The organism is Spongiimicrobium salis, assembly GCF_043678055.1.
In the GTDB taxonomy this organism is placed as follows: Bacteria; Bacteroidota; Bacteroidia; order Flavobacteriales; family Flavobacteriaceae; genus Spongiimicrobium; species Spongiimicrobium salis.
Genome location: NZ_JBHEQA010000002.1, coordinates 887,738 through 907,574, shown reverse-complemented (window position 1 = coordinate 907,574; position 19,837 = coordinate 887,738). Strand labels below are relative to the sequence as shown.

Sequence of the window (19,837 nt, the reverse complement as noted above, 5' to 3'; positions counted from 1 at the left end):
AAGTGCCCTTTTTTTTCCGCTTCCCGCAGCCCAATGTTGGCGGGGCTTTAGCCAACACGGGCATTTTTTTCAAGAGAAAGCCCGTTCAAGACTTCCTGGGTTTTCATCTTTCGCTTTCCCGCTAATTGTATCTCTAGAAGTTTTAGAAAGCCACCTTTTACCGCTACCCGAATTTCTTTTTTATCAAAAATTAAGTGGCCATTGTTATAGGAGTGCTTCCGTTCTTCCATTTCAGTATGGTAGATCTTTATAGGGATACTATCTTCTCCATTTTGAAGTTTGGTCCAAGCTGTGGGGTAGGGACTAAGTCCTCTAATGTGATTATAGATGTCTTGCAAGCTTTTGTTCCAATCAATGACACAATTGTCCTTAAAGAGCTTATGGGCTGTTTTTATCATTTTGGACACTTCCTGTTTTTTGGGTTGCACAGTACCACTAACTATGGCTTCTACCGTCTTGTACACCAGTTTGGCCCCTAGGACCATTAAACGGTCATGCAGGGAACCTGCAGTATCTTTTTCTGATATCGGAAGCTTTTCTTGCAAAATAATTTCCCCGGTATCTATTTTATCGTCGATGAAAAAAGTAGTTGCACCAGTCATCTGCTCTCCATTCATAATTGCCCAATTGATGGGTGCTGCACCCCTATAGTCGGGAAGTAAGGAAGCATGAAGATTAAAGGTTCCCTTTGCCGGCATACTCCAAACTACTTTGGGGAGCATTCTAAAGGCTACTACAATCTGTAGGTCCGCCTGCAATTCCCTTAAATCCTCAAGGAAGTCAGTTGCTTTTAGGTTGGTGGGCTGTAAAACAGTCAATCCCTTTTCTATAGCGTATTTTTTTACAGCGGATTCCTGTAATTTACGGCCTCTTCCTGCAGGTCGGTCCGGGGCGGTAATGACCCCCACAATATGCAGTCCTTGTTGCACCAACTCGTCTAAAGTTGCTACAGCAAAATCTGGAGTGCCCATAAATACAATGCGTACGTTGTTCATATTATTTTATTTGGTATTCATTCATAATGCTAATGCTAAGAAAGTCATCCTCTAAAAGTTGCTGCAATACCTTTAGAATTGCGTTTTCGGGATAGGGCAACATTTGCACGAGATTTCTGGACGACAATGGGCGTTGCCCCAATGCTTTTAACAAATCTTTTTTGATGATATCATATACTTCGGGACTTATGGTCTCCGGGCTTTTACAAAAATCACATTTACCGCAATTTTCAAGGGAACTTTCTCCAAAATAAGCCAAAAGTTGTTGACTTCTACATTGTGTGTCATTTTTAATATATGCCAATATATGCTCCACTTTATCTATTTTGGCTTGTTGCTGTTGCCTTATTTTTTTTGAAAACCGGTTTATGGTCCGATCGTCTTCCCTAGGGACCAAAAAGTAAATTTCCAAATCGTTGTGCTGCGCCTTGTATTGTAGGATATTGTCCTTGTGTAATTTTTCCAGCGCCTTAAGAATTTGAGGTTCCGGGATATTTAATTTTTTGGCAATTAAAAAAGGATTGATTTTGGTTTCATAATCAAAAATACCACCATAGGTCCGTAGGATGGCCTGTACTATGGGAGCTGTGGTTTTATGTTTTTCCAAATAGGAGAATAAGTAAGGTTTTTTTGGGTGGAACAATACCGTGGTCTTTCTAGAAAAAGATTCGGAAAGGGAGATCACAGAATTTTGATCTAAGATTTTCAAGCCATTGTAGGCCTTTAGCGGATGCAAGCCGTATTTATCGCAAAATTTATTAAAGTGTAATTGCACGGAAGTGCCATGTCCCTCCCCATAGGAAATTTGAAAATAAGTATTGAGCTTCTTGTAGAGCACTTTAAGAAAACTACTATCGGGCAGTACACTTAGAAATTGGTTCCTTAATTGTTCCTCATCGGAGGCGTTGAGCAGTAAAATAGCCCGTGCATCCTGTCCGTCCCTACCTGCTCTTCCTGCTTCTTGATAGTAGCTTTCAAGGCTATCGGGAATTTGATAGTGGATGACCATACGAACATCGGGTTTATCTACCCCCATACCAAAAGCATTCGTGGCCACCATGATTTTCACCTCATTTTGAAGCCAGCGTTGCAGGCGGTCTTTTTTTTCTTGCTTGGATATTCCCCCATGAAAGTGCGCAGCTTTACAATGATGTTTATTGAGATATAGGGCAATTTCTTGAGCCAGTCTGCGATTCCTTACATAAATGATACTACTGGAAGATGTAGCAGCGCATAGTTGTCGTAGTCGATATAATTTATCGTTTTCCCATACGACCTCAAAGGCAATATTTTTTCTGGAAAAAGAATCCTTAATAACAAGGCCATTTTCTAATCCAAGGTTTTGAATGATATCTTGGGCTACTTGCTGTGTTGCCGTTGCGGTTAGTGCGATTATGGGAGCCTTTGGTGCTAAACTTCGGACGACGGCACATTGTAAATAGGCAGGCCTAAAATCATTTCCCCATTGGGAAATACAATGCGCCTCGTCTATAGCCAACAGATTTACATTCATCTGTTGGATTCTATTTTGAACCATTTCTTGTTGTAATCGTTCCGGGGATAGGTAAAGGAACTTGTAATTCCCATACAGACAATTATCCAATAAATTGATTGTTTCCTCCAGTGATATGCCTCCGGTAAGGGCAATGGCCTTGATCCCCCGTTTTTTTAGATTTTCTACTTGGTCGTGAATTAAGGCGATCAAGGGAGATACTACTATGCAAATTCCTTCCCGGTATAATGCTGGAATCTGATAACAGAACGATTTTCCTCCGCCCGTAGGCAAAAGGGCCAACACATCATTACCTTGGATAATGTTATGAATAATGCGCTCTTGGGAGCCCCTAAATGAGGAAAACCCCCAATAATGCTCCAAAATCTCCCTTGGCTGCTGCACTATAGTAGTTTTAAATATTCTTCAATAAATTGTAAGCGTTGGTCTATTGTTCCCTTAGGCACAATGACGTTGATGTACTTATAGTTGGAATAGGTTTTTTCCAAATGTTCATGGATTTGTACGGCCTGCTCATAGGTTTCCAATCGCTCATTGTCCGACACATAGATTTCCTCCCATGGAGGCAATAAAAATACGGTATCATACCGATGTTCTTTGCATACTTGGGCAAAGTCTTCCCCATATTTTTGATCAAAATAATCCATGTATGCCAAAACATCTGGAAGGCCTCGATCAAAAAAAACAATAGCTTCCGAAAGATTGGAGGCTTGTTTATACTGTTGCAATCGCCCCTCCAATATTTTTTTATTGAATTCCATGGGGTCATCCACAAAGAGTAGCGGATTAACCACTTGGATTTTTTCTTTTCCTTCTTTTTTTGCTTCCAACGTCATTTCACGGATAATTTCCTGATAGCAGAAATACCCTTTTTTTTCCAATGCATCGATGACGGCGGTTTTTCCGGTGCCAGGTCCCCCGGTAATGACAATTCTCTTCGGATTCAAAGTATATGTTTATGATAAGCAAAGTTAAGGAAATCCCTACTAGATATAAAAATTAGGATTGAAAGGCTATATTTGCAAAAAATGCATTCATGGATCAAGAAAAATCAAGTGAATTTTATGCAAGGCTCAAAGAACAATTAGAGCAAAGCAATACATGGCCATCCAATTATCTCTATAAATTTATAGTTCCTACGGCTACAAACAAGATTGATTTGATCAATAAAGTGTTCGATAATACCGGGGCTGTTATTGAATCCAAGCAATCCAAGAATGGAAAATACACCAGTATTTCCATTACCGTAAACTTAAAAAACCCGGATGCAGTCATTGCCAAGTACCAAGAAGTTGGTAAAATTGAAGGGGTTATATCATTATAAAGTAGCATTTGTAGCATAAATTTCTTAATTTGCAGCTTTTACAGATACTTCCTTTTATCTAAACTCATAAGCAAAATTTTTTAGTTTGAATCTAGTCGAAAACTTACAGTACAATACTGAGCGTACAAAACTTATTATTCCAGAATACGGTCGTCATTTCCAAAAGATGGTGGATCATGCGGTTTCCATTCCCGAAAGAGAAGAACGCAATAAGATTGCAAAGGCTATTATTAGCGTAATGGGAAATCTTCAACCCCACTTGAGGGATGTGCCCGATTTTCAGCACAAATTATGGGATCAGTTGTTTATCATGTCCGATTTTAAATTGGATGTGGATTCCCCCTTTCCTATTACCACCAAGGAGATGTTACAGGAACGCCCTGAACCCTTGGAATATCCTCAGAATTTTCCAAAATACCGTTTCTATGGGAACAACATCAAAAAGATGATCGATGTTGCCATAAAATGGGAAGAAGGAGATATGCGCGATGGCTTGGAATATGCCATTGCCAATCATATGAAAAAATGCTACCTCAATTGGAATAAGGATGTTGTTGATGACAGCACTATTTTTAAACACCTTTACGAACTTAGTGAAGGGAAGATTGATTTGGCTTCTGGAGGGGAGAACCTTACAGATAGTGGTCAATTTCTTAAAAATAAGCCAGCAAAATCCAATTGGAACAATAGCGGAAAAAAGAATTCTAGAAACAATAATAATCGTAATAAGAAACGGTACTAATTTTTTCTATCCTACATGGGAACATTTAAAATTGAAGGGGGTCTACATTTAAGCGGGGAGATCACACCACAAGGGGCTAAAAATGAAGCATTACAGATTTTATGTGCTGTACTATTAACCCCTGAAGAAGTCACCATTAACAATATTCCTGATATCGTTGACGTCAATAAATTGATTTCTTTATTGGAAGATTTGGGTGTCAAGATCCAAAAGAAGGGAAAGGGTTCATATACATTTAAAGCGGATGATATTAACCTGGATTATTTGCAATCCGATCAGTTCAAGCAAGATGGTAGGGGCCTAAGAGGTTCTATCATGCTCGTGGGGCCTTTATTGGCCCGTTTTGGAAAAGGATACATTCCCAAACCTGGAGGTGATAAGATTGGGCGTAGACGTCTGGATACCCACTTTGAAGGATTTATCAATTTGGGAGCCAAGTTCAGATACAATAAAGAAGAGTATTTCTACGGGGTAGAGGCAAAAAAATTAAAAGGCACCTATATGCTTCTCGATGAAGCTTCGGTAACAGGAACAGCCAATATTGTGATGGCTGCCGTATTGGCCGAAGGTACAACAACCATCTATAATGCCGCTTGTGAGCCTTATCTACAGCAATTGTGCAAGATGCTCAATAGAATGGGGGCCAAAATATCAGGTGTAGGTTCCAATCTACTTACTATTGAAGGCGTGGATGAACTTGGCGGAACCGAACATACCATGCTTCCAGATATGATCGAAATAGGAAGTTGGATTGGCCTGGCAGCGATGACGCGAAGCGAATTGACCATAAAGAATGTAAGTTGGAATGACCTTGGTCAGATTCCAACTACCTTTAAGAAATTGGGAATTCAACTAGAACGTCGTGGGGATGACATTTATATTCCCGAGCATAAAGATGGCTACGAGATACAAAATTATATTGACGGTTCTATATTGACGATTTCTGATGCGCCCTGGCCCGGTTTAACTCCGGATCTGCTCAGTATTATTCTTGTAGTGGCTACCCAAGCCAAAGGAGAAGTGCTCATTCACCAGAAAATGTTTGAGAGCCGCTTGTTTTTTGTAGATAAATTGATCGATATGGGAGCCAAAATCATTTTGTGCGACCCACATAGGGCTACCGTTATGGGACATAATTTTAAGTCTACCTTAAAAGCGACTACCATGGTATCTCCCGATATTAGAGCAGGAGTTTCCCTATTGATTGCGGCCTTGTCCGCAAAAGGGACTTCTACCATACATAATATCGAACAAATTGATCGGGGTTATGAGGACATTGATACTCGTTTAAGAGCAATCGGAGCTAATATTATTAGGGTATAGGGACCCAGATAAAACCTTTTGTGATAAAAAATCGTTCATATTTGAACGATTTTTTTATGCTTGCTAGTTGCTGCCCAAGGGAACTACTATCATGATTTGGGCCGATTATAAAGAACTATTTTTCCACTAATGTCCCATCGGGATACTTGGCAAACCGTCCTTTTTCCCGATCATGTACATTATCCGCATGTGGCCAGGGCCATCCACCAAATTGCGTGAGTCGATACTCTTGCATGGCTTGTTGGATTTCCTTATCCGTATTCATGACAAAAGGCCCATATTTTGCAACAGGCTCTTTTATAGGTTTTCCCTGTAATAGCAGAAAGTGAGAAGGAGCAGCCCCGTTCGTAAATGAGAAAGACGCCTCAGCATCTAGGGCTATTCCATGATTGGGAGCTAAGCTTTGTCCATTGATACCAATTTCATTGCCCTCATAGTAATACAAAGTTCTGTTGACGTCAGAATTGGCTTTGGGCAAGGAGAAACTGGTATTGGCATCTACATGAATATTCCATATGGCTACTTCATGATCTAAATTAGCGGCCCAGGAGTTTGGTGCGGGATCTGGGGCCGCAGTATTTTCATATTTGCCAGCGATGACTTTTATGGTTACGCCATCCTTAGAAATCACAGGAATGTCCTCGTGCCAGAGCATGGCAAAATGTGGATCTACAAATTTATTTGCTTTAGGTAAGTTGAGCCAAATTTGAAAAAGCTCTAAAGGATTGTTCTCCTCTTTTTTCAATAAGGGGAACATCTCAGAATGTTGCACGCCGCGGCCTGCAGTCATCCATTGAACGTCACCTTCGCCAAATCTGCCGGCAGCCCCTAAAGAATCAGAATGGTCGCAAAATCCCTTATTCACAATGGTTACGGTTTCAAAACCTCTATGTGGATGTGAAGGGAAACCAGGAACGGTCTGTCCGTGATACATTCTCCAACCATCTTTGATAGTGAAATCGTTTCCTAAATTCCGCCCTTCTAAGGAAGCAACCGGCCCCATTTGTGCGTTGCCTTTAGGATAATGATCTAAATGATATACGCAAAATAAAAAGGGGTCCTGCGTCTGCCATGGAAAACCCAATTGAAAAATTTCTTTTACTGCCATTATTCAAAGCTTTAAAATTAAAATGGAAGCCTATTTAATGCTGGGCATCATTGACCTCTACCCAATAACCATCTGGATCCTGGATATAAATTTGCTTTACCCCATCGGACCTATTTGTAATACTATTCTTTTTGCCCGGCCAGTCATAGAATACAACTCCCTTCTTTTTTAAATGCGCAATAAAGGCATCCAGGTTTTCAGTGGCCAGACAGAGATGCATGGATTTGTTCTTTTCAAAGGGCGTAAATTCCTTCTGGATCAAGTGTATCTGCGAATTTCCATTGACAATAAACCATCGAAATCCCGGCGAATTATCCGGATGCGGTGTTTCTTTTAAATTGAGCACCTCACCATAGAATGCAGCACTTCTATCAACATCATCAACGACCATGGAAAAATGATCATATTTAAAGTTAAAGGATTGGGCAGGTAGTGTTAGGGTATAAATAAAAAGGGATGCTGCTATTAATTTTTTCATTTTAATGTATGATTTTTTGTCTTCTGCAAGATACCTAAAAACTAGTTTTTCTAAGGAAATAAGCGCTCCATTATGATATAATTATGACCTCCTTTTGAAAATGTAGTTTTGGTTTTTTTTAAACCGAATTTTTGATAAAAATGAACTTTTTCCACCCTGGCATTGCACCAAATGCGATCGATATGATTTTTACGGGCCACCATCATGATATGCGAAAGTAATTGCGTACCATATCCTTGATGTTGTTGCTCTTTTAAGGTGGCAAATTTTCTAAATTGCGCCTCACCATTCACAATAAATAAGGAAACCACTGCCACTAAATCCATATCCAGAAAGAAACCATAATGCATCCCTTCTGGGTCTTTGGGCAATTGTACATACTCCAAAGGTTTATTGGGCCACATCACCTGCTGACGTATGGACCAGGTCAATTCTGCCTGAATACGGGCTATGCGAACGGATTTCTGTGCGTGACTTCCTAACAATTATTTTTGATTGATCGGTGGGGGGCCTTCAGGGACAATAGCTTCATATTTTTCATTCCCTTTACGCTGCACATATTCATCTTTTACTTTCTGAACCAATTTGGGATTCTCAAAAAGGTCTACCATGGTCATCCCCATGGCCTTTGCGGCATAGGTCATCCCCTTGTGGCCAATACTCATTCCGCCGCAGGCAACCACAGCCCAAGAGTGCCATGGCGTGTCTTTGGGGGCCGTAGTAACACCCAAATTAATGTTGGCAACATTCCAACTGACATCCCCAACATCTGTAGAGCCTCCACCGGGATGTTCTTTGGTATCTTCCAATGGATTTATCGTACTATCCATGCCTACTTGGGGCTTTCCTGTAACTTCTTGTATTTTCTTTCCAAAGGCGGTTTCTTCTTCCGTGTAGGTGATTGGCCCCAAGAGTTCTAAGTTCTTTTGCATGATTTCTCCCCCGGAACGATTGACGAGTACTTCGTAGATTCCCGATATTAATGAAATTTTATAATCTACATTGGCCATGATGGCTGCCCCTTCTGCCATTTTCTTGACTTGTTCATAAACCGGTAGCATACCACTTCTTTTGGTATCACGAACCCTTACCCATAGTTTTGAATAATCCGGGACCACGTTTACGACCTGCCCTCCGTCCTGTATGTGGTAATGTATACGAACCGTTGGTTTTATATGTTCCCTATAATAATTGATTCCAGTGGTATATAATTCAAGGGCATCCGATGCACTGCGCCCATTCCAAGGATCCGCGGAGGCATGGGCCGCCTGTCCAAAAAACTCTACTTTAAAATCTACTAAAGCCAACGAACTTTGTACATCGGCCTTAGTACTGGCACTTGGGTGCCAACTTAGGTTGACATCCACACCATTCCATAAACCATCCCGTACCATCCATATTTTGCCGAAAAACTTTTCCTCTGAAGGAGTCCCAAAGAATTTGACGGTTCCTTTTAATTTTCCTGCCTCTATAAGTTCTTTCGCAGCGATGGCAGCACCCAAGCTTCCAACGCCAAAAAGGTTATGCCCGCAACCATGGCCAGCGGCATCTTCCTGTAATGGATTTTTAGTGGGTACTGTTTTTTGTGAAAGCCCGGGAAGTGCATCAAATTCCCCCAAAACGCTTATAACGGGTTGTCCAGATCCATAGGAAGCTACAAAGGCTGTAGGCATTCCGGCAACACCCCTTTCTACCATAAAGCCATTCTTTTCTGCATAATCTGCCAATACTTTGGAAGAAAGATCTTCTTCAAAAGCCGTTTCCGCCAAAGACCAAATAGAATCGCTTAGACGTACGAGTGCTGCTTTATGTTTTTCCACAGAAGCTATGGCAGCTTTTTTATTCTTGTTCATTTTTTGGGCAGGGAGTGATACCGATACAAGTAACACCAGGACCAGAAGTATTGTATTTTTCATTTTTAGTTGGTTTTTAAATTGTATTTTTCGTTCATATGATTGTAGGATAGTTGAATCAGGGATTGAAGCACGTCTGCATTAACATCGGCTAGTCGTTTGACATAAAGACATGATTTCCCGGTTTTATGGGGACCTAAAGTTTCCATGAGCTCACCATAGCGTTTAAAGCCGGCCATGATATAAATGGAGATATTTTGTTTTCTTGGGGAAAAGCCTGTGAGGAACATATCGCCTTCCCTTCCTGAGTCATATACATAATGATAAGAACCAAAACCAATGATACTGCCACCCCACATCATAGGTGGATGATTAGTTATTTCTTTGAAGAGATCCAATAGCGTATTACAATCCTTCCTTTTAATGGGATTTTCAATAGTATCCAGAAATGCACCTACTGAATTGGTATTCGGTCTTGTTTTATTTTTGGACATGTTCTTTAGGCAGATAAGACCTAAATATACTAAAAAGCCACTAACCCACAGCAGTCTTATAGACTTTTAAACAACGTTCACGAGCCATTTTATGGTTTACTATGGGGGAGGGATAGTGGAGTTCCTGTAATTCGGGAACCCATGTATTTACATAGGTCTTTTCTTTGTCAAACTTATCGATTTGAGTCAAAGGATTGAAGATTCTAAAATAGGGGGCGGCATCAACGCCACTTCCAGCGGCCCATTGCCAATTCCCTACATTACTGCTCAATTCATAATCCAACAACTTCTCGGCAAAATAGGCTTCTCCCCAACGCCAATCGATTAATAAATGCTTACACAGAAAACTCGCCACAAGCATACGCACTCTATTGTGCATATGTCCGGTAGTATTTAATTCGCGCATTCCGGCATCTACCAAAGGGTATCCCGTTTGTCCATTTTTCCAGGCTTCAAATTCCTGAGGATGATTTCGCCATGCAATGCGATCGTACTTTGATCTAAAAGCCTTGTTTATGGTATGAGGAAAATGCCAAAGGATTTGCATAAAGAATTCCCTCCAAATCAATTCGTTCCAAAAAATTTCATTTTTAGTCTTAATGGCCCTTTGTACCATAGCCCTAATAGATACCGTACCAAAACGGAGGTGTATTCCCAATCTCGAAGTCCCCTGTTTAAGTGCCGGATAGTCTCGGGTTTTTTCATAATTTTCAATGAAGCCTGCAGTAACATGGTAGGGGGGGATTTGTATAGAGGAAGGCACAAAACCGAGTTCAGATAATTGAATATCGGGCAATTGTAGATCTTGGATCAAGTTTTCCCTAGAGAAAGGAACCGTGTAGGATTTGCAATGATTGGCATTAAAAATGGTCTTCCATTTTCGCATGAATGGGGTATATACCACATAAGGAGTACCATTGTCTTTACAAACTTCATCCTTTTCGAAAATGACTTGATCTTTAAAGGTGTTGAAGGCAATATTCCTTGTCTGAAGGAATGTAGCTATTGAAGTGTCCCTTTTCTGCGCATAGGGCTCATAATCGTGGTTGGTATATACGGCCTCGACCGTATAGTTCTGTATGATTTTTTCAAATATTGTCATGGGGCTGCCATGATAGAGTGCAATACTACTTCCATAATTTTCCTGCAGTTCTTTGCGCATCCTCTTTAAGGTCTGGTAAATGAAATGGACCCTAGCATCGTCTTTGGGCAATTTATCCAGAATTTCTGTATCAAAGATAAAGAGGGGCAAAACCGGTAAACCATGTGCTAAAGCGGCGGATAGACCAGCATTATCTTCCAAGCGTAGATCTCTGCGAAACCAAAAAATTACCAACTGCTCTTTTGTCGTCATAGGGGAATACTTAAATAGATTTTAAACTGAAATGATTGGGAATGCCTTCTATTTCTCCAAACAAACTGCTAAGTTGCTTTTCCCGATATTGAAATATTTTAAGAAGTTGTTTTTTTACAAGGAAAGGATGTGCCAATTGTCCTAGAATCCCCATTGGAATTTTATAATCAATAAGATCTTCCATTTCTATACCTCCATCAATTTCTTTAATAAAATGTTTGTGATGCCAGAGCGCATAGGGGCCAAATCGCTGCTCATCCACAAAATAACTTCCTTCTTTTACATGCGTGATTTCGGTGACCCATTTTGTGGTGAAGCCTGGGAAAGGAGATACTTTATACTGAATAATTTGCCCAGGATACATCGGGCGGTCGGCCCCGGATAAAATATGAAACCCCATATGGTCCGGAGTAATAACTTGAAGGTTTTTGGGACTGGAAAGGAAACCCCAAGCTTTTTCCTTGGAAATGGGCAAGGCCTGTTTGGAATGCAATTGATACAATTTCATGCTATCTGTTTTTACAAAAATAGCACGATTTTGTTTAACAAAAAACTAAAAAAAATAAACAAAATTAAAAAAAGGATTACTTTGGGCTCTTAACAGTCATCATTGCAGCAATTTTCGTCTTTTACCAACCTACAACTAATTACGGCTAAAATAGCTCCAATGAAAGGAGCGCTGAGATATAGCCATAGATTTTCAAGATGCCCGGAAATTAGGGCAGGACCAAGAGACCGTGCAGGGTTCATGGAGGCATTGGTCATTGGACCGGCAAATATAGCCTCCAGCATGACCACTCCACCAATTGCCAAACCAGCGATAATTCCTATTTCCTTGGCACCAGTAGAAACATTAATGATGACCAACATCAAGAAAAAAGTCAGTAAAATCTCCAAAATAAAGGCCTTGTAGGGAGGAAAGTATGGGGCTACGGACGGTTGGGTTCCCCCCAACCATTCACTTTCCGGAAAAAGAAACCATAAAACGGCACTGGCTACAAGGGCACCGAGACATTGGATAAGAATATAAACCGGGACTTTTTTCCATGAAAATTTCTTGGCAAAAGCGAAGGCCAAGGTAACTGCTGGATTAAAATGGGCACCGGAAATATCTCCAAATGCATAGATCATTGCTATTACAATGAAACCCCATGTGATACCAATTCCCACTCCGGTAACACTTCCTCCGGTGATTTCATTGATGGTCATTGCTCCCGTTCCACAAAAAACCATGGCAAAGGTTCCAAAAAATTCAGCGATATAGGGTTTGTTCTTCATACGTAAGCGCAAAATTAATTGTTTTCATATGAACTAAATGTTAGCTTGTCGTAAAAAATAAGTAAATTAAAACTTGAAATCCCTACTTTTTCGGGTATACGGATTTCCTTATTATTTCGTTAGCATTCAAAACTACTGTTTATTTTATACAAGCTTGAGAATAAAACGCTTATATCTGCTTTTTCTGTTAGGTGTTTTTGTAGTATCTGCCCAAGAAGATATTATAGAAATTGGCCAGCTTCCAAATGCGTTGACCGAGAGCTCTGGATTACTATTTTACAATGGGAAACTGATCACCCATAACGATTCGGGGAATGAAGCGCTATTGCACGAGATCGATACGGTTTCTTTAGCCATAACCAGAACAATACGCATTGCAAATGCAACCAATGTGGACTGGGAAGATATCACACAAGATGAAAACTATATTTATATAGGGGACTTTGGAAACTTTAACGGAGACCGGCAGGATTTGGTGATTTACAGGATTCTTAAAACGGCCTATGATGCCAATACTTCGGTTATGGCCGATCGCATTGACTTTTCATATCAAGATCAAACCAATTTCGATAGGGCTCCAAATAGTAATTGGGATGCAGAAGCCTTGTTCCATTATAATGATCAATTGGTACTGCTTACAAAACAATGGCAAGGTAACGGAACTGTAGTGTATTCAATTCCAAAACTACCTGGAAATCATATTGCTCAGCCTATGGAGGAATATGATAGCAGGGGATTGGTTACGGGAGCAACTTTTGACCCTTTGGGCGAAACCTTGTTTTTAATTGGTTATACTTCCTTATTACAAGGTTTTTTAATTGAGGTAAAGGGATTGACGACTACCTCTATTTTTGGAGGAACCACGGAAAGGACAAATTTAAACCTGGGTACAATTCAGGTTGAAGCTTTAGCTGCCATAGGTGATGGACGTTATTTTTTTTCCTCGGAATTCTTTTCCAATTCCAATTTTAATATTACATCACCTTCGCGATTGTTTGCATTCAATGCTATTTTAGAAATTGAAATGCCTCCTGAAAATGAAGAAGAACAATTTTTAATTTTTACCTCCCCAAATTCCCAAACATTGGAATATGAGTTGCAAACCACTTCCGAAATTCTAGGGAGAGCTATTTTTGACAGTAGCGGGAAAATGGTAGAGTTTGCCTTACCCAATCAGATTACCGCTAATACCATTGCTATTTCTGCTTTGTCCACCGGCATATATTATCTGACCTTTTACTTACGATCTGGAATTATTTCAAAAGGCTTTGCACGCTATTAAAAATGTGGTCTTCACCCTACTTTTTAAGGATTTGTTAACAAATTCACGGTTGGTTTTATCTAATTTCGCTAAAAAACTATTAAATCCATTTAAAATGAAAAAATTGACACTTTTAGCGTGTTTACTTTTTGTTGCCGTAGGAGTACAGGCGCAAATTACGACACCACAACCAAGTCCTTCTTCCACCTTGAAGCAAACCGTAGGACTTACTGATATTACCGTAGAGTATTCAAGACCTTCCATGCGGGGACGTACTATTTTTGGAGGTTTGGAAGCTTATGGAGAAGTATGGAGAACCGGAGCCAATGCCAATACAACAGTGGCTTTTAGCGATGATGTAAAAGTTGATGGTCAAACCCTTAAAGCAGGTACTTATGCCCTTTATACAAGACCGGGCAAAACCACTTGGGAAGTGTATTTCTATGCAGATACCAATAACTGGGGTACCCCTAGGAAATGGGATGACAGCAAAGTTGTGGCCAAAACAACGGTAGAGGTATATCCAATGCCTATGCCTATTGAAACCTTTACGATTTCTTTTGATGATTTAACGAATAACGCTGGGGTATTGGGCCTACTTTGGGAAAAGACCTATGTAGGGGTAAAAATTGAGGTGCCAACGGTAGAAAAGGCGGTTGCAAGCATTGAAAATGTCATGAATGGCCCTTCTGGAGGAGACTACTACGCTGCAGCTTCTTATTATTATGAAGAAGGAAAAGATTTGAAAAAAGCCAAAGAATGGATTGACAAGGCTGTAGCTATGGATAAGGAAGGAAGGCAGTTCTGGGTCATGAGAAGACAAGCTTTGATCTATGCCAAGTTGGGAGATAAAAAAGGAGCTATCGCTGCTGCCAAAAAATCCCTAGCTGCTGCTGAAGCTGCAAATAACGGAGGCTATGTACGCCAAAACAAGGCATCCTTAAAAGAATGGGGTGCACTATAAGTAAAAGTATTTTTATAGTAAAAAAGGCCGCTATCATCATAGCGGCCTTTTTCATACATGGAATATGGATATTTGATTCAACTATAAAATGTGTTTCCGTATAAGGTTCAAATCCTTTATTTCATAATCTTTTGAGATGGAAGTAAAACGATTAACCCTTAAATAGTTCCATCCCATATTTTTTGCTCCGACAATATCTGATTTAAAGGAATCTCCAATCATTAGTATTTCTTTGGGCATATTAGCTGTTAGTTTTTCAACTTCAGAAAAAATCCTTCTATCGGGTTTTAAATACCCAACATCACTCGAAAAAATCATTTTTTCAAAATACTGATCTAAATTATGGTGAAAAACTGGAGCTTTATAGGGACATGCCAAATTTGAAACTAGAAAAATCCGAAATTCCTTGTTTAAATCCTGAAGAACATTAAAGACCTCTGTATAAACGATAATAGAATTCAGTTCTTCTTCTAGATGTTTTAAGTTTTTATGAAATAAGATATTAAACTCTGGCGGTAGAATAGTACTTAAATCATTAAGCTTAGTTTTCATAATAAGTTGGAGGTAGCTAGAAACATCCATACCGAAGCCGTTTTGGGAATCTTTAAACAATCTCAAAAAGAAATGGTTCGATTCCTTTATCTCAATCAAAGTATGATATAAGTCAAATACGATGGTTTTGATTGTACTCATTCCTCAATTTGCATTTGTTAGGGAAATACAACATCCGTTCTTATTGAAACAAACTAGGTATTAAACTGGGGTTTCCGAAGTATTTCTTTCAATAAGCTCTATTACGAAGGCAATAGCGATAACCAATGCACATCCAAAGGCATTGAGCCATAGATAAGACATCCAATCCAGGTACCATCCTAAGATAACTATGACTTGGGTAATAATGGCCCCAATGAAAACGGCATTCCCGCGAATAAACTTAAAAAAGAAGGCCAATAAAAAAATACCTAGGACATTCCCGTAAAAGATAGAACCGATAATATTCACCAACTGGATCAAATTATCGAAGAGATTGGCAAAACTGGCGATTCCAATAGCAATAATCCCCCATAATAATGTAAAACCTTTAGAAGCGGTTACATAATGATTATCGGACTTGCCCCTGGTATTTCTTTTATACAGATCTAATGCTGTTATGGTACCTAGGGCATTTAGTTCGGAAGCAGTGGACGACATGGCTGCTGAAAGAATTACCGCAAGCAGAAGGCCTACCAATCCTTTGGGAAGGTAATTCAGGATAAAATGAATAAAAACATAATCTTTGTCATTGGTTTCCACCACGGCACTCGCCTGTTTGATCAGGGCTTTTCCTGCCAATCTGTTGTATTTCTCCTTTTTGTTTATGGCAATGATTTCTTGTTTTGCCCCTTCAATAGCCGCGTACTCCTTCAGTTCTAAGGCATTGGAATAGTGATTTTGCGCAATTTTTTTTTGCACTTCCAATTTTTGATGTTCCGCTTCCAATGCAGCATATTCCCCAGCATAAGGCGAATCCATGACAATTTTTGTTGCAGAAGGGTTAAAATTCAGGGGAGAGGGATGATATTGATAGAACACAAATACCATCACCCCGATCAAAAGGATAAAAAATTGCATGGGAATTTTTAAAATTCCATTGAAAATAAGCCCCAATTGACTCTCGCGAATCGATTTCCCGGAGAGATAGCGTTGTACCTGGCTTTGATCTGTACCAAAATAGGATAGCGCTAAAAAAAGCCCCCCGGTAATTCCGCTCCAAAAGGTATATCTTTTATCCGTGTCAAAACTAAAATCCAGGATGTTCAATTTATCATTTGCTCCCGCAACTTTCAAAGCCTTGGTGAAGGTGATATCATTGGGCAGGTAATTCATAATAAAGAAAAAAGCAGCGAACATACCTCCCATGATAATAAACATTTGCTGCTTTTGGGTGACATTTACGGCTTTGGTTCCTCCCGATACGGTATATACAATAACCAAAAGGCCTATAATTACGGTAAGTAGCCTTAAATTCCAACCTAAAACAGCGGAAAGAATAATAGCGGGCGCAAAAATGGTAATCCCTGCAGCCAAACCCCGTTGTATTAAAAATAGAATAGCCGCTAAGGTTCTCGTCTTTAGATCAAATCGTTTTTCCAAAAATTCATAGGCCGTATAGACTTTTAGACGATGGTACAAGGGAACAAAGACCATGCAGATAATGACCATTGCTATCGGAAGTCCAAAATAAAATTGAACAAAACCCATTCCATCATGAAAAGCTTGCCCAGGTGTAGACAAAAAAGTGATGGCACTGGCTTGTGTAGCCATTACCGATAAGCCTATAGTCCACCATTTTGCCTCTTTTCCGCCAAGAATATAATCATTTACACTTTTGTTTTTTCGTGTTTTCCATACTCCATAGCCAACAATGAATAGTAATGTCCCTGAGAGTATGATCCAATCTATTCTTTCCATATTAGCGGTGTGCGGTCATTATATAATAGAAAAAAATAAAGTATAGTATATTGAGAACAAGCACAATGGTGTATGCTTTTTTCCAAATAAATTTATTGTGCATAATTAGCCTTTAATTGCATTTTCCTTCTCTACTTTTTCTTTTCCTATAGAAAGCATATTGGCGAATAATTTGTAAGCGCCGGAAACACCCGCAGGCAATTCCCTAAAAAAGCTGAGTCCCGTATAAATATAATTTCCTTTCCCATAAGGTGCAATAATAAGGCTGCCTTTTTTTGCACTTTCCCCGGCATCGTTCATGGAAAGAATGGGCGTAAATTGTTTGTCCCAGCTATTTGGAAAATAAAGTCCTCGCTCCTGTACCCAGCCATCAAAATCCCCTTCTTTTATAGCATTGGGATAATTAATAAGGGAATGATCTTTTGCCAAGATCTCCACTTTCGAATTTTCATCCGTCACACGATCTCTGGATAGGGTAATGGGGTAGGGGGCAAGATTGTCTATATTCAGCCCTCTTCTACCAGCAGTATTGTATTGAATAACAAGATTACCTCCCTCATTGACATAGTCCAATAAGAAACGTTGTTTAAACCGCAATTCAGGAACCACATTATACGCACGGATCCCTACAACAACAGCATCATACTTATCCAAACTTCCCTTTTGAATTGTACTTGGGTCAATGAGGTGCACATTGTACCCAATCTGTTCTAAACTTTCCGGTATTTTGTCACCGGCACCAACAATATACCCAATATGTTCCCCTACTTTTTGGATGTTTAAACGAACTATTTTTGTTTTGGCAGGTAATAATATAGATTGCTGCGGTACATGGTCATAGGTAATGGAAATTAACTCTTTGGAGTATACTTTTCCATCGACATTTACCATAGGCGTAATATTCCCTTCACTTTCGCCGGATGGAGGAACTACTTTAAAAGTTACCGTTTGTCCATCCCCTTTTTGGGCAATGTTAAAGTCGATCTTTTCAGGACTGACCTGCCATCCTTCCGGATAATTCAATCGTACACTCCCGCTAAGGTCATTTCTGCCAGCAGTAATGGTCACTGGAATTTCCTTCGTAGAGGCATCTGCAAAAATGACTACTTTATCAGGCATAGCTACCGTTGCTTCTGGCAAAATTTCAAAAGGACGATACAATTCTCCCTTATCTGGTCTGGAATAGCGACGGACAATAGGTCTAGTAAAAGAAATGGGGTATCCATTAAAATCTAAAGTGAAATTTGCGTGAAAGGCCCGTGGCGTCTCCGCTTTCCCGATAAGATTTTGATCGTTTACGGTATACATACCCAAACTACCTTGATCGCTCAACCAATAAGGACTGGTATATCCCGTATTCTTAGCAACATTTAAGGAAATCTCATAGGTACTCCTTTGATTGTTTTGGAGCTTGCTATTAGGAGTAAGTTGCTCTCCTGTTTCTTCGATTTTTATTGACTTTAAAGTAATATTGGCCTCACTTCTATTAAGAGCTTCAATGTTTACTTTTACCGTACTTTCTGGATTGGTATAAGCGGTTTGGGCAGAAGCTTCCAAATACAATCCCGTGATGGATAATATTAAATCATCCAATTCCTTTAATTTAAGTTTTCTCCAGTGGGCATCTTTAATATTTGCCAATAACTGACGTGCTTTTACCAACTCCGGCAAATGTTTGGAGGGATTGACAAAATCAAACTCCTTTTCCAAGGCATACAGGATTTTTCCAATAGCTTTTCCCCCTTCCACACGAGACCAAGTGGTATTGATTCCATCAAAAATGTTGTTTTTGTCCTTGGGCAGATCTCCATTGATCAATTCAATGTATTCGTCTTGTGAGCCTCTGGTAGAAATTCTCCCAAAGCCCTGACATAAATGTTGGCTACTGGCAATGGAGGCAATTTCATTATTGGAAAGTCCTCTCATAGGGTAATATACTCCTACATCAAAATGTAATAAATTGGTTTTGTCCGCTTTTCTAAAGTTTTCCTGACTGCCATAGAACCACCATCCTGTGTTGAAGAACTGTCTTTTGGGTTGCCAAACCTCGGTATACTTCAATTGCTCCGGATATGCATTTTTATCATTGACCAAATCAAAAGCTTCCTTACTTAACATTGCGGAGGAAGTATGGTGTCCGTGCGTAGTTCCAGGAGTTCTATGATCAAAACGATTGATGATCACATCGGGTTTTAAATTTCGAATAACCCAGACAACATCACCCAATACAGCTTCTTTATCCCATATTTTTAAAGTTTCGTCTGGATGTTTGGAAAAACCAAAATCGTTGGCTCGGGTAAAAAATTGTTCTCCGCCATCCACACCACGTGCAGCCAATAGTTCTTGGGTTCGTAAGACCCCCAACAATTCGCGTAATTCAGGACCGATCAAATTTTGTCCACCATCTCCTCTGGTTAAGGATAAATAAGCCGTTCTTGCCTTTACTTCATTAGAAAGATAGGCAATCAATCTTGTGTTTTCATCATCAGGGTGCGCTGCTACATACAGTGCAGTACCTAAAAAATTTAATTTTTGTAAGGAATGATATATTTCAGATGAAGAAAGTTTTTTTGGTGATTGTGCATGGCTTAACGGAATTGAGCATAGGAAAGCGGTGAAGCATACCAAAAATTTACGCATAGTTGTAAGGCATTAGTTGATGTGAGCCAAAGATAGAAAGATTAGTTGCCTACCAAGTA

At 39.7% G+C, this 19,837-nt stretch carries 19 protein-coding genes; 5 read left to right on the top strand and 14 right to left on the bottom strand.

Going from position 1 to position 19,837, the window contains the following annotated elements; all coding sequences use genetic code 11:
• Positions 1-47: 47 nt before the first annotated feature.
• Genes fmt through ACEXOE_RS13275 form a run of 3 tightly spaced genes read right to left on the bottom strand, consistent with a single transcriptional unit; the run spans position 48 to position 3,455 of the window.
• Positions 48-995, bottom strand: a complete 948-nt coding sequence (gene fmt, locus ACEXOE_RS13285) for a methionyl-tRNA formyltransferase (RefSeq protein WP_394749295.1) — start codon at positions 993-995, stop codon at positions 48-50.
• Between the two features lies 1 nt (position 996).
• Positions 997-2,892: a RecQ family ATP-dependent DNA helicase gene (locus ACEXOE_RS13280; protein WP_394749294.1), complete on the bottom strand. Its 1,896-nt coding sequence runs from the start codon at positions 2,890-2,892 to the stop codon at positions 997-999.
• On the bottom strand, positions 2,892-3,455 hold the full coding sequence (locus ACEXOE_RS13275; protein WP_394749293.1) for an AAA family ATPase: 564 nt from the start codon (positions 3,453-3,455) through the stop codon (positions 2,892-2,894). The genes ACEXOE_RS13280 and ACEXOE_RS13275 overlap by 1 nt, the downstream gene beginning before the upstream one ends.
• An 89-nt stretch (positions 3,456-3,544) precedes the next feature.
• On the opposite strand from ACEXOE_RS13275, the gene ACEXOE_RS13270 reads away from it, so the two are divergent.
• From ACEXOE_RS13270 to murA, 3 genes are all read left to right on the top strand, one after another.
• Positions 3,545-3,832 (top strand): DUF493 family protein, encoded by a 288-nt coding sequence (locus ACEXOE_RS13270; protein ID WP_394749292.1) that lies wholly within the window; start codon positions 3,545-3,547, stop codon positions 3,830-3,832.
• Between the two features lie 85 nt (positions 3,833-3,917).
• On the top strand, positions 3,918-4,574 hold the full coding sequence (locus tag ACEXOE_RS13265; protein ID WP_394749291.1) for a DUF4290 domain-containing protein: 657 nt from the start codon (positions 3,918-3,920) through the stop codon (positions 4,572-4,574).
• Between the two features lie 15 nt (positions 4,575-4,589).
• On the top strand, positions 4,590-5,897 hold the full coding sequence (gene murA, locus ACEXOE_RS13260; protein ID WP_394749290.1) for a UDP-N-acetylglucosamine 1-carboxyvinyltransferase: 1,308 nt from the start codon (positions 4,590-4,592) through the stop codon (positions 5,895-5,897).
• Between the two features lie 115 nt (positions 5,898-6,012).
• On the opposite strand, the gene ACEXOE_RS13255 is transcribed toward murA, so the two are convergent.
• The 8 genes from ACEXOE_RS13255 to ACEXOE_RS13220 form a co-directional block, all read right to left on the bottom strand.
• On the bottom strand, positions 6,013-7,005 hold the full coding sequence (locus ACEXOE_RS13255) for a pirin family protein (RefSeq protein ID WP_394749289.1): 993 nt from the start codon (positions 7,003-7,005) through the stop codon (positions 6,013-6,015).
• A 34-nt stretch (positions 7,006-7,039) separates the two neighbouring features.
• Positions 7,040-7,483, bottom strand: a complete 444-nt coding sequence (locus ACEXOE_RS13250) for a VOC family protein (RefSeq protein WP_394749288.1) — start codon at positions 7,481-7,483, stop codon at positions 7,040-7,042.
• Between the two features lie 50 nt (positions 7,484-7,533).
• Positions 7,534-7,968, bottom strand: a complete 435-nt coding sequence (locus ACEXOE_RS13245; RefSeq protein ID WP_394749287.1) for a GNAT family N-acetyltransferase — start codon at positions 7,966-7,968, stop codon at positions 7,534-7,536.
• Positions 7,969-9,399 (bottom strand): amidohydrolase, encoded by a 1,431-nt coding sequence (locus ACEXOE_RS13240; RefSeq protein ID WP_394749286.1) that lies wholly within the window; start codon positions 9,397-9,399, stop codon positions 7,969-7,971.
• A gap of 2 nt (positions 9,400-9,401) precedes the next feature.
• The gene (locus ACEXOE_RS13235) at positions 9,402-9,830 is read right to left on the bottom strand and encodes a DUF1801 domain-containing protein (RefSeq protein WP_394749285.1); all 429 of its coding nucleotides are present in this window, start codon (positions 9,828-9,830) and stop codon (positions 9,402-9,404) included.
• A 40-nt stretch (positions 9,831-9,870) separates the two neighbouring features.
• Positions 9,871-11,184 (bottom strand): cryptochrome/photolyase family protein, encoded by a 1,314-nt coding sequence (locus tag ACEXOE_RS13230; RefSeq protein ID WP_394749284.1) that lies wholly within the window; start codon positions 11,182-11,184, stop codon positions 9,871-9,873.
• 10 nt (positions 11,185-11,194) lie between these two features.
• On the bottom strand, positions 11,195-11,692 hold the full coding sequence (locus ACEXOE_RS13225) for an SRPBCC family protein (protein WP_394749283.1): 498 nt from the start codon (positions 11,690-11,692) through the stop codon (positions 11,195-11,197).
• Between the two features lie 89 nt (positions 11,693-11,781).
• Complete coding sequence (locus ACEXOE_RS13220) at positions 11,782-12,462, bottom strand: MIP/aquaporin family protein (protein ID WP_394749282.1); 681 nt, start codon at positions 12,460-12,462, stop codon at positions 11,782-11,784.
• 154 nt (positions 12,463-12,616) lie between these two features.
• On the opposite strand from ACEXOE_RS13220, the gene ACEXOE_RS13215 reads away from it, so the two are divergent.
• Positions 12,617-13,744: a T9SS type A sorting domain-containing protein gene (locus tag ACEXOE_RS13215; protein ID WP_394749281.1), complete on the top strand. Its 1,128-nt coding sequence runs from the start codon at positions 12,617-12,619 to the stop codon at positions 13,742-13,744.
• A gap of 94 nt (positions 13,745-13,838) precedes the next feature.
• Entirely contained in the window at positions 13,839-14,687 is an 849-nt protein-coding gene (locus ACEXOE_RS13210; RefSeq protein ID WP_394749280.1) for a DUF2911 domain-containing protein, read from the top strand.
• An 81-nt stretch (positions 14,688-14,768) separates the two neighbouring features.
• On the opposite strand, the gene ACEXOE_RS13205 is transcribed toward ACEXOE_RS13210, so the two are convergent.
• From ACEXOE_RS13205 to ACEXOE_RS13195, 3 genes are all read right to left on the bottom strand, one after another.
• On the bottom strand, positions 14,769-15,380 hold the full coding sequence (locus ACEXOE_RS13205) for an HAD family hydrolase (RefSeq protein WP_394749279.1): 612 nt from the start codon (positions 15,378-15,380) through the stop codon (positions 14,769-14,771).
• A gap of 60 nt (positions 15,381-15,440) precedes the next feature.
• Positions 15,441-17,138 (bottom strand): sodium:solute symporter, encoded by a 1,698-nt coding sequence (locus tag ACEXOE_RS13200; protein ID WP_394749278.1) that lies wholly within the window; start codon positions 17,136-17,138, stop codon positions 15,441-15,443.
• A gap of 105 nt (positions 17,139-17,243) precedes the next feature.
• Entirely contained in the window at positions 17,244-19,778 is a 2,535-nt protein-coding gene (locus ACEXOE_RS13195) for a PIG-L family deacetylase (protein WP_394749277.1), read from the bottom strand.
• Positions 19,779-19,837 lie beyond the last annotated feature (59 nt).

Coding starts and splice junctions, on each gene's coding strand:
- ACEXOE_RS13195 (WP_394749277.1), bottom strand. CDS start 19,778: ATGCGTAAATTTTTGGTATGCTTCACCGCTTTCCTATGCTCAATTCCG.
- ACEXOE_RS13230 (WP_394749284.1), bottom strand. CDS start 11,184: ATGACGACAAAAGAGCAGTTGGTAATTTTTTGGTTTCGCAGAGATCTA.
- ACEXOE_RS13270 (WP_394749292.1), top strand. CDS start 3,545: ATGGATCAAGAAAAATCAAGTGAATTTTATGCAAGGCTCAAAGAACAA.
- ACEXOE_RS13200 (WP_394749278.1), bottom strand. CDS start 17,138: ATGGAAAGAATAGATTGGATCATACTCTCAGGGACATTACTATTCATT.
- ACEXOE_RS13235 (WP_394749285.1), bottom strand. CDS start 9,830: ATGTCCAAAAATAAAACAAGACCGAATACCAATTCAGTAGGTGCATTT.
- fmt (WP_394749295.1), bottom strand. CDS start 995: ATGAACAACGTACGCATTGTATTTATGGGCACTCCAGATTTTGCTGTA.
- ACEXOE_RS13255 (WP_394749289.1), bottom strand. CDS start 7,005: ATGGCAGTAAAAGAAATTTTTCAATTGGGTTTTCCATGGCAGACGCAG.
- ACEXOE_RS13240 (WP_394749286.1), bottom strand. CDS start 9,399: ATGAAAAATACAATACTTCTGGTCCTGGTGTTACTTGTATCGGTATCA.
- murA (WP_394749290.1), top strand. CDS start 4,590: ATGGGAACATTTAAAATTGAAGGGGGTCTACATTTAAGCGGGGAGATC.
- ACEXOE_RS13205 (WP_394749279.1), bottom strand. CDS start 15,380: ATGAGTACAATCAAAACCATCGTATTTGACTTATATCATACTTTGATT.
- ACEXOE_RS13225 (WP_394749283.1), bottom strand. CDS start 11,692: ATGAAATTGTATCAATTGCATTCCAAACAGGCCTTGCCCATTTCCAAG.
- ACEXOE_RS13220 (WP_394749282.1), bottom strand. CDS start 12,462: ATGAAGAACAAACCCTATATCGCTGAATTTTTTGGAACCTTTGCCATG.
- ACEXOE_RS13210 (WP_394749280.1), top strand. CDS start 13,839: ATGAAAAAATTGACACTTTTAGCGTGTTTACTTTTTGTTGCCGTAGGA.
- ACEXOE_RS13250 (WP_394749288.1), bottom strand. CDS start 7,483: ATGAAAAAATTAATAGCAGCATCCCTTTTTATTTATACCCTAACACTA.